Genomic DNA, 13907 nt, shown 5'->3' with positions numbered 1-13907 from the left:
TATGACAACAACGCCGAAGAAAATTGTCATTGCCGGTGGCGGTACCGCCGGCTGGATAGCCGCCGCCGCTCTTGCGCGCAAAATGGGGCCGCTGGTGGATGTCAGGCTGATTGAGTCGGAAACCATCGGTACTATCGGTGTCGGTGAAGCGACAATTCCGCCTCTGCGAACCTTTCATAAACTGCTACAGATTGACGAGCAGGCATTCATGCGCGCCACCTCTGCCACGTTTAAGCTGGGTATCCAGTTTGAAAACTGGGGGCATATTGGCGAGCGCTATATCCACTCTTTCGGGGTGACCGGTCAGCAAAGCTGGCTGGCAGAGTTTGTTCACTTTTTCTTAAGCGCCAAAGAAAAGGGTCTGGAAGGTACATACGGGGACTACTGTTTTGAACTGGAAGCGGCCCGCCAGCATAAATTCGCTACCTCGCAGCAAAGCAATATTCAATATGCATATCATCTTGATGCCGGCGACTATGTCAGTTTTTTAAAACGATTTTGTAGTGCGCTGAACGTAACGCGCACGGAAGGCGTTATCAGCCGTGTCGCCCAACATGACAACGGCGACATCAGCGCCCTACACCTTGAAAGCGGCGAGATTATTGAGGGTGACTTTTTCATTGATTGCACCGGCTTTAAAGGCTTGTTGATTGAAGAAACACTGGAAACCGGTTTTGAGGACTGGTCGCACTGGCTGCTGTGCGACAGCGCCTGCGCCGTACAAACCGAAAGCACCCAGCCTGCCCCGCCCTACACCCGCGCAGCGGCCCACCATGCCGGCTGGCAGTGGGAGATCCCCTTGCAACATCGCGTTGGCAATGGACTGGTCTATTCCAGTAAGTTTATGGATGATGAGGAAGCCAGACAAACCTTACTTAAAAATGTAAAAGGCGAACCGCTCACCAGCCCGCGAACGCTACGCTTTAAAACCGGCAGACGCAAAAAAGCCTGGCATCGCAATTGTCTGGCACTGGGGCTGGCCAGTGGGTTTGTGGAGCCACTTGAATCCACCAGCATCCATCTGGTCATGATGGGCATCACACGCTTTATGCAGCTGTTTCCTCACAGCGGCCACGACCCGGCGCTGATTGACGAATACAACAGCCAGACCCAGGCCGAGCTCGAGCGCATCCGCGACTTCATCATCCTGCATTATCATGTAACCGCGCGCGACGACAGCCCGTTCTGGCAGCACTGCAAAGACATGCAAGTGCCCGACTCACTGATCAGTCGCATTACCCTTTTCAAAGAGCAGGCTCATGCCTTTCAAAAACTAAACGAGCTGTTTCGCGTGGACTCCTGGACCCAGGTGATGCTAGGTCAGGGCATTACCCCAACCCATTACCATCCGGCCGCGACCATGCTCTCCGAAGATCAGCTGAAAAACTCATTGCGCCAGCAGCGTGAACGGGTTCTTGCAGCGGTCAAACAGCTGCCAGAGCATGCCGACTTTGTGAAGGGATATTGTGGGCGGTGATAGGCGAGTGACGTCTTTTGCCTTACGGCACATAACACGTTAACAGGCCTTTGAATCGAGCCAGTCGGCAGAGGACGTTCGCTGGAATCAGCGTTAACGTGACGCTGGTTTTGCTAAAGAACAAAACCACGTCTATGGCTAGTACATACCATCAATTCTACTTATACTCTGCGCGTTAAGTTAGTCTCGAGGTTTTATGATGAATGAGTGGTGGCACACACTGTTGCAGTGGTTGACTGAGTACCAGTTGAATGTAGTGTGGAGCGTAGTGGTGTTATTGATTTATTTGGCAACCTCCCAAAAGCTTTTGCCAAAGCTCGAAGCCAATATGGAGAAGTCGAAGTTAAAATCCAATAGCGCTACTAAGGGGCTGTTTGTAGCCCGGGTGCTGGTTGCAACCATATCTATAGCACTGCTGTTACTTGCATGGGGCATCGACTTTTCAGGGCTGTTGGTTTTATCCACGTCTATCCTCACAGTCACAGGCGTGGCACTATTTGCCAGTTGGTCGCTCATCAGTAATATCACCGCATACTTTATTTTGTTAACCAATGTGGCCTACCGCCGAGGAAACTATGTTCGCATTCTGGACGGTGATAATTTCATCGAAGGGGTTATTGCCGATATCGGCCCGTTTAGTTCGCGCCTGGTGACGGCTGATCGCGAAACACTGATGTACCCTAATAATCTTATTCTGACGCGGCCGGTACTACTCAACCCCAAGGTAAAATGGGGCACCATGGGCAAAGTTATAACGAAGCCGGCTGAAGAAAAGCCAGTGGCTAAACTAGATGATGATATGCCTCAGGAAGAGGTTTAATTTTAAGCGCTAAAGCATTGCGGGGAATCGCAAAGAAATACTTTTTCTTTGCTGTCACCATTCCACTAGCTGCTGAAAGTCCTTGATCCGATCCCGTTGAATCGTCATTGCTTCGAATACGTTTGCAAAGCTTCGGTTACTGGCCGGTAGATTGGGCAGTGACAAATTTGCCTGTACAAAAAATTCATCGGCCTGCTCATCCCAGGCCTGTTCCCACCATTCGGTAATCCGGCTTTTGCTGTTCATCATGCGCATAGATGAGGGCAATTTATCAGATTTACTGCTATTCACAGCTGCCTGGGTTGGCAACAAATTCCACAAGTCGTTGTTCGGCCAGCGAGCAAAAGGCATAGCATGATCCACAGCATAGCTCGGCAGCCGAAGCGCTTTTCCTGACCAGCAACAATTCACACCGCCGGCTCGAATCAATTGATTGATGCGTTCTCTGACTCGCGTTGTTGTTCTTTTAGGATCTTCCCAGGAAAGCGCATTTAGCAATTCGACATTGGACCACGATTTCGCAGTATTTTTTTTGGTGTAACTCTGCATAAGCCCGGCCCATTCATTTACCAGCGATGGTTCTATCCAAACACTGAAACGGGTTAGCGAGTCCCAAATATTTACTGGCACATAAAAGCGCCCTAGAGAAGCCAGAAAGTCAGCATCCAGAACAAGACTTCCCGCCGGTTTTTTGATTCGCTGGGTTTCAGCCAGAAAAACACCCTTATCAGTACCCGGCAATGTTGTGTAGCGAACTGGCATATCACGTATAGTGACAGCGACATCCTTCAACGTCTGATATACCGCTTGAGCAGATTCAGGTTGCAGATACATGGCACCAATATAAAAATCGTTGGCCGTAAAAGAAGCGAGCGCATTCCAGCCCCCCTCTTCTACAAAACCCAACCCTCGGTTGGTATTACTGTTCTGGGGAATTTTAAAATGATCGACCAGCGGCTTAAATAACTTAACCCAGTAAAGGGCAACCAGACCAAGAGGCAGCACAACATGCTCCTGCGTTCGTTCTATTACTGCTCCCGGATGCCCTTCGGCAATCCTCAGCAGGGTTCGCAACAATGCCACTTTATAGGTAGATGACTTGTTGTCGTTCATAATGATATTGCGAAGCAGCGGAAAAGCGCCGGAGCCATCGTCAGGTAATGTGAGGATAACGGTTTGCCAACTCACATCGCTGCGGCCTAATTCATCACGACGCTTATTTTCATCTATCAACCTGAAAGCCAGGCCGAACTTTTTGGCGAACGCAGCAAGCTCATCAGCCGGCACAGGGTGCATCGTACGTTCATCGCTACAAGCACCGTGCCGTAAAGAAATGACAATCTTACCGCTGGCTTTGAGCAGCGAGCTTACTTTACGAATGCAGCGCTCACGGTCTGAGGGTGCAATATGCATCCATACCGCGCTAAGAAGAATGAGGTCGAATTTTGTCTGCAGATTAAAGACTTTATCCAGAGAAGGCAGCGTGTCATCAATCCAGTGAACATTCTGATCAACAGTATACTGCCGGGCCTGTTCACGGATGCCTGTTGCAGGCTCAACAGCAAAAACGGTAAGCCCTTTTGCCGCCAGATATCTGGCATCCCGCCCGGAACCAGCACCTATATCCAGAGCAAAACCTTTGTCTGGAACTTCAGATAGCCAGCTCTGATGTACCTTTTCAAAAGACACACTGTTGTATTGCGCAGTCAGCTTTTCAGCATTTTTGGTGTAAAAGTGTATGTTTTCTGACAATTTGCATCACTTCCGAGCTGAACATTTGTACAAGCTTTGGCAGATATATTCTATAAGTTCAGTACAATACGAACTCTATCAAAGAATTGCAAAAGCGCATGGCGAGTGCGCACATTGGTTGTAAGCCTTTAGATGCAGTGCGGTCCTGCTTTCAAGAACTAAATTTTTGATGAGCTAAATTGGTAACTTGGGAAGTCAAAGCATCACCAATCTACTAAGCAAGCGGCCTTGCGGGAAACCTTACAGGTGTTGATTCATGTAACTAAGTGCGGTTTCGAACGCTGATTTCTGGAAACCTTTTAGGCCGGTCTCGTTAAACTCTACCTGTATGGGATTATCTTTTAACGCTGCTTTGATCTCTGTCGGTGGCATCACTATCACTTTTACCCCGTCTAACAACTCCAGCGCAGCTTCTAACTTAAAACCAATGGCCCCACCGGCAAACTTCCCCTTCATAGGGCGCTCGCGGATGACAATTGTTTCAATTTTGTAGTCCTGAACCAATTGCGCAAAAGATTTCTGGAAATACTTCAGCTCATGAGCGGTAGCGTTTTTTTGTAGACTCATTTTTCTTGTACGGCAATCAGGGAGCAAAAACATGCCGTTATCAAGATTCAATAGGGCAATGTTTGCATCATTACCTGCCAGTTCTACACCACATACACGCATTGAGAAGCTCCACCATTAAATATCAGAGCCCAGAGTATACCGAAATTATCCGCTCTACGGAGTGATTTTCTGCTATTGAGTAACTCTCTTTTAAGCTTGTTATTTGACGAGAAGGCGACTAGGGAATCAGTGACGATTCGCAATCTGAGCACGAAGCAATTTAGCAATTGATGCAACTGATAGACTGAAATGGCGCACCCGATAGGATTACTCGGCGCTTCCTGCGCCTCGCCCTGCGGGCCGCGCTAAAGCGCGTTCAAAATCATTCCTGATGATTTTGTCGAACAAAGGCTCTCATCCACGGAAATACAACAGATATAAAAAAACCGACTCGAAAAGTCGGCTTATTTATATCTGGCGCACCCGATAGGATTCGAACCTATGACCTTTGCCTCCGGAGGGCAACGCTCTATCCAGCTGAGCTACGGGTGCGTACTTTATAAACTGTTTCAACCACCATCGACAGCGTGAGTCGGGAATGGCATTGAGGAGCGCTATAATACTTAGGGTGGGCGGTAGCATCAACCGTTTTGTGGCAGAAATCTATATTGGCGATGTCAGAATTAGCAATTGATTAAAAATTGGTTAATTGTTGCTAAATGGTTGTAGTCATTAAATAACCGTTATAATCTTCTTTTAATAGGCATTTTACTGTAACGCCCGGAGGCGGATGTGAAATTAAAGTCGTGGTTAGTTGCTGGCGCAATGGTAGTGGCAGCGGTAGCACAGGCTCAGGAGATGAGCGAAGAGGCGATTAAGGATCGCATTAAGCCGGTGGGCTCGGTACACGTTGCCGGTGATGAAGCTCAGGGCGAAGCTGCTGGCGGTGGCGGCGGTGGTACCCGTTCAGGTGAAGTTGTTTACAATAACGCCTGCGTAGCCTGTCATGGTGCCGGCGTACTGGGTGCGCCTAAGATGCAGGTGACCGCTGACTGGCAACCGCGCCTGGATGAACGTGGTTTTGATATGCTGCTTGAAAATGCAATTAATGGTTATAACGCTATGCCGCCGAAAGGTACCTGTGGCGATTGCAGTGACGACGAGATAAAAGCCGCTATTGAATACATGATCGAAGGTATTTAACGGTAGTTACCAACCTGTCGACCCTCTTTACCCTACAAAAAAATCATGAGTCAGGTGTAGCTTTATTTGTACGAAGCGCACCTGACATCAACGCCAGCGCGGCTCTGGTCCGACGTGAACCAAGTGCTGTATTTTTAAACAAAAAGTAGCAATTTAGACACAAATCAGTTAATTTAAGCTGTTAACAACATTTGGTGTTCTAAGAAAAGCTGGCTAACTTAATGTCGACAGAGTCTACGCAGTATCCGTTGTCTGAGGAAGAGCTCCGTGAGCTTATTCCGCAGTTACAGCAACTGACTGAAAAATATAAGCGTGCGGAACGCGTGCAAAAAGCCCTGTTCGATATTTCTGAACTGGCGAGCTCTGTTAGTCATCTCAACCGTCTTTACTCTGCCATCCACGAAATCATCGGCGAATTCATGAATGCCGAGAATTTCTTTGTCGCCTTCTACGAGCGCGACGTCAATTTGATCAACTTTGCGTATTTTGTTGATGAGTTTGATGAACAAACCATCAAACAGGTCCCTGCTGAACAGTTAATGGACGGTATCACCGGCCATATTCTTCGCTCCGGCAACCACGTATTTCTGGATAAATCCAATTCTGATGAATTTGAGGCAAAAACAGGCGCAAAGTTGGTTGGGGCCCTGCCGCATCAGTTTTTAGGTGTACCTCTTAAGCGCGGCACCCAGGTGATTGGGGCCATGGTAGTGCAAACCTACGATGAAACGGTTACGTATTCAGCCGAAGACTTAGAGGTTCTGTTGTTCGTTTCCCAGCATATCGTCACCACGGTTGACCGTGTTAAAAGCCGGGAACTAACTGAACGTACTATTCGTGAGCGTACGCGTCAGCTTCGTAAAATTAACGATGACCTTCAGGAAGAAATTCTGGAGCGTCAGAAAGTTGAGCAGCTTCAGCATGCCTTGTTCGAAATTTCAGAACTGGCGGCCAATGTTGAAGGTGACATGAAAAACTTCTATTCCAGCCTTCACGAGATTCTAGCCCGCCTTATCAGTGCACCGAACTGCTATATCGCCACATTAAATGAAGATCGCGATAAGCTACGCTTCCCCTACTTCAGCGATAAAGAATACGACAGCGCGGAAGAACGTCCTCTGGGACTGGGTTTATCTGAATTTGTTCTGCGCTCTGGTCAGGCTGAACTGATCAATCCCTCGCGAGTACTTGAGTTGGCGGAGTCTGGCGATATTGATGTCAGTGTGGCGCAAAGCATGCTGAAAAGCGCTAACTCTTGGCTGGGGTCGCCACTTGTAGTAGACGGTGAGGTCTCAGGCATTATCGCGGTTCAAACCTACGGTAAGCTGGCCAAGTACACCAGCCGCGATCTTGAGCTGCTTCGTTTTGTTTCGCACCATATTGCAGTTGCTATGGAGCGCAAGCGCAGCACCGATGCTATTCATCAGTACAACCAGCAACTGGAAGAACGGGTGCGTGAGCGTACTGAAGAATTAAATGAGGTTAACGCCAACCTGCGCAAGCAAATTGACGAGCGCAAGGAAATGGAGCTTAAGCTTATTCATGATGCGCATCACGATGCGCTGACCGATTTGCCTAATCGGGTGATGTTTACCAGCCGCCTGGATTTGGCACTGGCCAATAAACAACGTCATCCGGAAAACCTGTTTGCAGTACTGTTTATTGACCTTGATCGCTTTAAAGTCATCAACGACACCCTCGGCCACCATGCCGGCGATGAATTTTTGGTTGAAGTGGCGAACCGTATTTCGCTGTGTATTCGCGGTCACGACTTACTGGCCCGCCTGGGCGGTGATGAGTTTGTGGTACTGCTGGACAACTTTGAAGATCTGGCTGATGTTGAGGAAGTCGCAGCGCGCATTATTGAAGCGGTGTCTCAGCCGTTCACGCTGGAAGGCAAAGAGATGTATTCCGGTGCCAGTGTCGGCATCGCCCACCTGGAAAGCTATTATCAGGCTGCAGATGAAGTACTGCGTGATGCTGATGCTGCCATGTATCAGGCCAAAACGCTGGGGCGCGGCCGCTTTGTTATGTTCGATAAAAGCATGCGTGAGCGCCTGCTTGAAGAGCTGGAGCTTGAAAATGAATTCCGGCAGTCGCTACGCCAGGAAGAGTTTGAATGCTACCTGCAGCCCGTAATTAATCTGCACACCGAAGAAGCTATTTATCATGAGATGTATGTGCGCTGGTCTCACCCGCACTATGGCAAGGTGGCCCGCGAGCAGTTCCGTCAGGTGGCTGAACAAAGCGGTCTGACACTGGATCTTGATCTGTTCCAGTTGCACAAGGCCTGCGACCTGTTAGAAGAATGGAAAGATAAACATAGCCGCCCTGCCCGCATTGCGGTCAACGTGTCGATTAACCACCTGCTTCAGCAGTCTCTGGTTAATAAAATCATCCGGATTATTGAAGAACGTGGTACCTCGCCGGGCGAACTGGTTTTTGAGTTTGATGAGAACGATCTGAACCGTCGTTCGCAGTTTATTCTTCCTGCCATTAAAAAGCTTAAGCGAGCAGGTATTACGCTGGTTCTGGATAACTTCGGTAGCGGTCTGGCATCGTTAAGCTATTTGTTTGCTTATCCGTTCGATTTTATCAAAGTTGATCATCGCTTTGTAAAATCGCTACCCCGTTCGCAGCGTAACCAAAAGCTGATTCAGTCAGTCATGCTGATTTCTGAACACCTGCGCTTTAAGGTTATTGCAGAAGGCGTAGACTCGCCTTCGCAACTGGCGGCGTTATCTGAAATCAACTGTCATTTCGCTCAAGGTAAAGTGCTTAGTGAGCCTGAGCCACTTCCAATGAGAAGGCTGGCGGTCTAGCTCTGAAAAGCAGCTGCGATTTTGTTAGCGGGCGTTAGTCTTTGCCCAGCATCGCCCGCAGGTTAGCAATACTTTTATGGCCTTTTTCCTGTCGCTCTTCAGCACTGACTTTTTTCTTCTGATCTTCCCATTCCACATCGTCTGGCGGTAACTCATCCAAAAACCGGCTGTGTTCAGGGTTGATGACTTCACCGAACTGACGACGTTCACGCGCCAGCGAAAATATGAGCTCGCGCTGTGCACGGGTGATCCCCACATATGCCAGGCGACGTTCTTCTTCGACGTTGTCCTCATCAATACTGCTTTGGTGCGGTAATAGCCCTTCTTCCATTCCCACCAGAAACACAATGGGAAACTCCAGACCTTTTGATGCGTGCAGCGTCATTAGCTGTACCTGATCGGCCTCTGCGTCATCTTCGCCCCGTTCCATCATGTCACGTAGTATGAGGCGATTAACCACTTCTGGTAGCGTCATGGGCGGATCCAGCTCATTGCCTTCAAGCATATCCGTTACCCAGCCAAATAGCGTGCTGACGTTGGCCATGCCCATTTCTGCCGCTTTGGGTGTTTTGCTTTGCTCGTACAGCCACTCTTCGTACTGCATCGATTTTATCATTTCCCGCAATACTGCTTTAGTATCCCCGCGCTGGGCATTATCGGACAGCTCCACCATCCAGCGGCCAAAGCCGGCGACCCGATGATAGGCGTTATCTGTCATGACCTGCGAAAGCCCGTCATGTACTGCTGCTGCAAAAATCGACACACCCAGTTCATTGGCAAAATTACCCAGCTTTTCGAGCGTGGCACGACCAATACCCCGATGCGGCGTATTGATAACCCGCAGCAACGCATTGTCATCATCAGGATTCACCAAGAGACGCAGATACGCCATGATGTCTTTCACTTCAGTGCGACCGAAAAACGACATACCGCCGCTGATTTTATAAGGGATACGGTTACTCATGAGCAGCTTTTCAAACAGCCGGCTCTGATGATTTCCGCGGTATAAAATCGCGTAGTCTTTGAAGTTGGTGCGGTTCATAAACTTGTGAGCTATCAGCTCAGCCACTACCCGCTCAGCTTCGTGTTCTTCGTTTTTGGCAACGATCACCCGCAGCGGCTCACCGTAGGCCAACTCTGAAAACAGCGTTTTATCAAACAAGTGCGGGTTATTCTGGATAAGAATATTGGCGCAATGCAGGATGCGCCCTGACGAGCGGTAGTTCTGTTGCAGCTTGATTACATTTAACTTCGGAAAGTCCTGCTGCAACAAGTTCAGATTTTGTGGCTTGGCACCACGCCAGGAATAAATCGACTGATCATCATCGCCAACCACCGTGAAACGTGCCCGTTCACCCACCAGCAGCTTCACCAGCTCATACTGGCTGGTATTGGTATCCTGATACTCATCCACCAGCAGATAACGCAGCTTACGCTGCCATTTTTCACGTATGGTTTGCGAGCTTTTCAGCAGCAACGTGGGTAGCAGGATGAGGTCATCAAAATCCAGTGCGTTGTAGGCTTTCAGGTGGTTCTGATACTGCTGATATGCTTCGGCGAATTCTTTCTCACCGGTACTGGTAGCCTGCTTTAGCAGCATATCCGGCAGCAGAAGATCGTTTTTCCAGTTAGATATACAGCTTTGCAGCAACGACAGCTGGTCTTTATCGCCATCCAGTGTGTCTTCGGTCAGGTCGTTCAGCAGTGCCATGGAGTCTTTATCATCAAACAATGAGAAGCCAGGCTTCAGGCCCAAGTCCTTCACGTGCGACTTGATGATACGCAGGCCCAGGGTATGAAACGTGGAAACTTTTAATCCCCGGGCTTCTGTCTTGCCCAATGTTTGCGCCACCCGCTCTTTCATCTCACGGGCCGCTTTATTGGTGAAGGTAACTGCTGCGATATAACGGGCAGGCACATCACAGTTACGTACCAGATACGCAATTTTATTGGTAATTACCCGGGTTTTACCACTACCAGCGCCGGCCAAAACCAGACACGGGCCTGACACGTATGTAACTGCAGATTGTTGGGCATCGTTTAATCGCATGTAATTAGCTACCGGAAATTGCGGAGTTTAGGGTAATAGCGGTTTTCGTTGCATGTGCCCGACTTCTCTTTAGAATAGACAGACCATGTTGTGGCGCATTATAGAGGAAAACCATGCTCGATCCGAAAAAACTCGAAGAACTGGCAAAACAAATTTCTGGCGCGGTACCGCCGGGCGTTCGCAATGCAGCAGAAGGCGCAGAAGCGCGCATTAAACAGGTTTTGCAGTCTCAGCTGTCAAAGCTTGATTTAGTTACTCGCGAAGAATTCGATATTCAAAGCCAGGTATTGATTCGCACCCGTGAAAAGCTGGATGCGATGGAAGCACGCCTGGCAGAACTTGAAGGTAAAGCTACACCGGCTGATAAAAAGTAATCAGCCAATAACCAGGTAATGCACCAATAATCCCGCTGCGAATGCCAGGCCAATATAATGGTTATCCAGAAATGACTGGAAGCAGGCTTGTCTATCGCGGTGGCGGATTTGTACCTGCTGATAGATAAACAGCCCCGCGCAAATTAACAACGCCAGATAAACCACCCAGCTCGCCTGAATCAGCATACTGACCCAGACTAACAATACTAATGTCAGTAGCTGCAAAACTCCGATAATAAGCCTGTCGTAACGCCCGAAGAGTATTGCGCTGGACTTAACACCCACTTTTAAATCATCTTCTCTGTCGACCATGGCGTACATGCTGTCATAGGCAATCGTCCACAACACATTTGCCACAAAAAGTACCCAACCTGCCAGCGGCACCGTTTCTGTTACAGCCATGAAGGCCATGGGGATAGCCCAGCCAAAGGCTGCGCCCAATACTGCCTGCGGCATATGCGTGTAACGCTTCATAAAGGGGTAGCAAAATGCCAGCGCCACCGCCACAAAAGAGAGCGCGATAGTTTGCCAGTTTAAAAACAGCACCAGAATAAAACTTACGCCCACCAGCAGCGCAAATAGTTGCAGCGCTTCTTTTTCGCTGGCCTGACCGGATACCAAAGGTCGCGCTTTCGTTCGTTCAACCGCGCCATCTACCTTGCGGTCGGCATAATCGTTGATCACACAACCCGCTGAGCGCATCAGTACCACACCAGCCACAAAGATAGCGGTGATACTAAGCGAGGGCACGCCCTGAGCGGCTATAATCAGCGCCCACAGCGTGGGCCAGAGCAACAGATAGATGCCAATGGGCTTATCCAGCCGAGTAAGCTGTATGTAAGCGCCAAGATTAGAAAAGGTAAGTCGCGAGTACATGCTTAGTCGCCCCTGTATGCCGGCGAGTCAGGTAAAAAGATTTCAGCCACAATGATGTAATCATCGCCTAAATGAAAACGTGAACGACGCCCCCACAGGATTTGCCTGTCAGAGATGGTATTATCAACAGCAAACACGGCCGCCGGCACCTGACACAGCTCAAAGTCACTACGCACAAAGCGACTGTCATTAAATAAGCGCTTACCCAGAGGCTGAGCACCTAAGTTGGCAAGCTCGCCATCTACCAGTGACTGGGGTAATACAGAGCGGGCGAAAACCCAGGGTTTGCTGTCACCCTCCAGAATCACTTCGCGCGCCTGCCACTGCTGCACCGGCGCCTCTGGCAACCAGCGTTTTTCGTTGGGGTACAGCGGCACTGCCCCCTGGCCCAACCGGCGCAGAGAGAAAGTGTCGCAGCACTCCTGCAACCGTTCGGTCAGCGAGCCGGTGTCCAGCAGCCAGTGTTGCAGGGTTGATGAGGGAATAACAACATTGTGGGCGGCCACCCACTCTACCTGTATCCCGTGGTCGAAAGGAAAGGTTAATTCCAAAGACTAATTCACTCTTGCTTCTTTGCGCGCTATCTTAACATTACGTATTAAGCGGTCACAGTTTGTTATTAAGACAGAAACGGTAAATGACTCGTTTAATTTTACTTCTTTGCTAAACTATACAACTACTTGTAGTCGCAGTAACCCATTTAAGAAAAGCAGTTTATGAAAATGCGTGTTTTACGACATCTCGCGCTGACGATAGCGTGCGCCCTGATAGTATTTGCAGCTCCTGCCAGTGCACAGACCAAAGCTAATTATGCTTATCTGGGCTTAGAGCCGGATATCGTGACCAATTTTATCAGCCCATCGGCACGTAAACTTGGTTATGTACGGGTAACCGTTGAGCTGATGATCAACGATGCGGACCAGCTTGAAATCGCTGAGCACCACATGCCGCTGTTGCGTGCCACCACCATTGAGATTTTTGGCCAGCAGACCGCGGAGAAAGTGAAATCACTCACTGGTCGCGAAGATATCCGTTTAGCCATTCTCAAAGCGCTACAGGATCATATGAAACGCGAAACCGGCGCAGAGATTATCAAAAACGTTATCTTCACGAAGTATTTATATCACACCTAAGCAGACTGGCGGCGCCCGCTACCGATAGCCAGCAGCGCCGCCAGTAAACACCCACTGATAAGCCCTACCAGATGCGCAGTGTTAGCCATATTGACCCACAACACATCAGCATAACCAATCACCAGCCACACCAGCATGAACCCGACAATTGCCCGCGGCAATGTCATTCCCCAGGAGGGTTTTAGCCAACCCACCCACCAGATGAACCCCAGAAGCGCATATACTACGCCGGACATACCGCCAAAATTCGGACCGCTTACAAGTAACTGGCCGATATTTGAGGCAATGGCAGAAACAACAAACACCAAAAGCAACATTGAAACACCCAGGGTGCGTTCAATCTGCGCGCCCAGCGTTGCCCACCACAACAGGTTGAATACAAAGTGCAGCGCACTGAAATGCAAAAAGACCGGCCCGATTAATCGCCACCACTCGTGGGTGGTAAATAGTACGCCCAGCGGCTGCATGGTCAGGCCCTGATAAATAGCAGGAAACAGCCCCAGCAGAGACAATCCGTAAGTCAGCGTGCACAGAATAAAAATGACCGCAGTAAACGGTGCATGCCTGGCATTATCGATTAACTTATTGCGGATGGCGCCGCCACTTTTCGGCAGATTGATTTGCTCGCCGGACTGCCACGCTGCCTGCTGATAGCGAGGATGATTAGGTTCCCGGATGAAAGCTTCGCAAATACTTTTCACCTGTTCCAGATCGGTTTCACTGTTCAGGCTGATTTGGTATGTATTATCCGCCAGTGGCTGAACACTGGCCGGGTGCCCCTGGCTGACCAGGTAATTGGCCAGCAGGTGCGCATACGCTTTGTCGCGCAGCGTGATGATAGGTTGTGACAC

At 49.4% G+C, this 13907-nt stretch carries 12 protein-coding genes and 1 tRNA gene; 6 read left to right on the top strand and 7 right to left on the bottom strand.

All coding sequences use genetic code 11. The features are described from left to right. Position 1 precedes the first annotated feature (1 nt). Complete coding sequence (locus FBQ74_RS00400) at positions 2 to 1477, top strand: tryptophan halogenase family protein (RefSeq protein WP_139754790.1); 1476 nt, start codon at positions 2 to 4, stop codon at positions 1475 to 1477. Between the two features lie 196 nt (positions 1478 to 1673). Then, positions 1674 to 2297, top strand: coding sequence for a mechanosensitive ion channel family protein (locus tag FBQ74_RS00395; RefSeq protein ID WP_232371953.1), 624 nt, complete (start codon positions 1674 to 1676; stop codon positions 2295 to 2297). Between the two features lie 54 nt (positions 2298 to 2351). Here FBQ74_RS00395 and FBQ74_RS00390 read toward each other — a convergent pair whose 3' ends face one another. From FBQ74_RS00390 to FBQ74_RS00380, 3 genes are all read right to left on the bottom strand, one after another. Next, positions 2352 to 4049 carry a methyltransferase domain-containing protein gene (locus FBQ74_RS00390; protein WP_139754789.1) on the bottom strand — a complete coding sequence of 566 codons (1698 nt, stop codon included), beginning with the start codon at positions 4047 to 4049 and terminating at the stop codon, positions 2352 to 2354. Between the two features lie 240 nt (positions 4050 to 4289). Continuing rightward, positions 4290 to 4718 carry a DUF3010 family protein gene (locus FBQ74_RS00385; RefSeq protein WP_139754788.1) on the bottom strand — a complete coding sequence of 143 codons (429 nt, stop codon included), beginning with the start codon at positions 4716 to 4718 and terminating at the stop codon, positions 4290 to 4292. 355 nt (positions 4719 to 5073) lie between these two features. Continuing rightward, a tRNA-Arg gene (locus tag FBQ74_RS00380) sits at positions 5074 to 5150 on the bottom strand. A gap of 240 nt (positions 5151 to 5390) precedes the next feature. On the opposite strand from FBQ74_RS00380, the gene FBQ74_RS00375 reads away from it, so the two are divergent. Both FBQ74_RS00375 and FBQ74_RS00370 read left to right on the top strand, forming a co-directional pair. Beyond that, positions 5391 to 5801 carry a c-type cytochrome gene (locus FBQ74_RS00375; RefSeq protein WP_139754787.1) on the top strand — a complete coding sequence of 137 codons (411 nt, stop codon included), beginning with the start codon at positions 5391 to 5393 and terminating at the stop codon, positions 5799 to 5801. A 221-nt stretch (positions 5802 to 6022) separates the two neighbouring features. Next, entirely contained in the window at positions 6023 to 8623 is a 2601-nt protein-coding gene (locus tag FBQ74_RS00370; RefSeq protein WP_139754786.1) for a bifunctional diguanylate cyclase/phosphodiesterase, read from the top strand. Positions 8624 to 8657: 34 nt separating this feature from the next. Here the strand turns inward: FBQ74_RS00370 and rep are convergent, their stop codons facing one another. After that, the gene (gene rep / locus FBQ74_RS00365; RefSeq protein WP_139754785.1) at positions 8658 to 10673 is read right to left on the bottom strand and encodes a DNA helicase Rep; all 2016 of its coding nucleotides are present in this window, start codon (positions 10671 to 10673) and stop codon (positions 8658 to 8660) included. Positions 10674 to 10786: 113 nt separating this feature from the next. On the opposite strand from rep, the gene ubiK reads away from it, so the two are divergent. Then, positions 10787 to 11047, top strand: a complete 261-nt coding sequence (gene ubiK, locus FBQ74_RS00360) for a ubiquinone biosynthesis accessory factor UbiK (RefSeq protein ID WP_139754784.1) — start codon at positions 10787 to 10789, stop codon at positions 11045 to 11047. Here the strand turns inward: ubiK and ubiA are convergent, their stop codons facing one another. Beyond that, complete coding sequence (gene ubiA / locus FBQ74_RS00355) at positions 11048 to 11923, bottom strand: 4-hydroxybenzoate octaprenyltransferase (RefSeq protein WP_139754783.1); 876 nt, start codon at positions 11921 to 11923, stop codon at positions 11048 to 11050. A 2-nt stretch (positions 11924 to 11925) separates the two neighbouring features. Next, positions 11926 to 12474: a chorismate--pyruvate lyase family protein gene (locus FBQ74_RS00350; protein ID WP_139754782.1), complete on the bottom strand. Its 549-nt coding sequence runs from the start codon at positions 12472 to 12474 to the stop codon at positions 11926 to 11928. Positions 12475 to 12645: 171 nt separating this feature from the next. Between FBQ74_RS00350 and FBQ74_RS00345 the strand changes: the two genes are divergently transcribed. Continuing rightward, the gene (locus FBQ74_RS00345) at positions 12646 to 13056 is read left to right on the top strand and encodes a flagellar basal body-associated protein FliL (RefSeq protein ID WP_139757835.1); all 411 of its coding nucleotides are present in this window, start codon (positions 12646 to 12648) and stop codon (positions 13054 to 13056) included. On the opposite strand, the gene glpG is transcribed toward FBQ74_RS00345, so the two are convergent. Further along, on the bottom strand, positions 13053 to 13907 hold the full coding sequence (gene glpG, locus FBQ74_RS00340) for a rhomboid family intramembrane serine protease GlpG (protein WP_139754781.1): 855 nt from the start codon (positions 13905 to 13907) through the stop codon (positions 13053 to 13055). The two genes, FBQ74_RS00345 and glpG, sit on opposite strands and share 4 nt — an antisense overlap.

The sequence above is a fragment of the Salinimonas iocasae genome (genome assembly GCF_006228385.1).
GTDB classification, from domain to species: domain Bacteria; phylum Pseudomonadota; class Gammaproteobacteria; order Enterobacterales; family Alteromonadaceae; genus Alteromonas; species Alteromonas iocasae.
This window is presented reverse-complemented; position numbering and strand designations above follow the sequence as displayed.

Bases quoted from the DNA above. Each gene is read 5' to 3' on its own strand.
- FBQ74_RS00400 (WP_139754790.1), top strand. From the start codon at position 2: ATGACAACAACGCCGAAGAAAATTGTCATTGCCGGTGGCGGTACCGCC.
- FBQ74_RS00395 (WP_232371953.1), top strand. From the start codon at position 1,674: ATGATGAATGAGTGGTGGCACACACTGTTGCAGTGGTTGACTGAGTAC.
- FBQ74_RS00385 (WP_139754788.1), bottom strand. From the start codon at position 4,718: ATGCGTGTATGTGGTGTAGAACTGGCAGGTAATGATGCAAACATTGCC.
- FBQ74_RS00370 (WP_139754786.1), top strand. From the start codon at position 6,023: ATGTCGACAGAGTCTACGCAGTATCCGTTGTCTGAGGAAGAGCTCCGT.
- rep (WP_139754785.1), bottom strand. From the start codon at position 10,673: ATGCGATTAAACGATGCCCAACAATCTGCAGTTACATACGTGTCAGGC.
- ubiK (WP_139754784.1), top strand. From the start codon at position 10,787: ATGCTCGATCCGAAAAAACTCGAAGAACTGGCAAAACAAATTTCTGGC.
- ubiA (WP_139754783.1), bottom strand. From the start codon at position 11,923: ATGTACTCGCGACTTACCTTTTCTAATCTTGGCGCTTACATACAGCTT.
- FBQ74_RS00345 (WP_139757835.1), top strand. From the start codon at position 12,646: ATGCGTGTTTTACGACATCTCGCGCTGACGATAGCGTGCGCCCTGATA.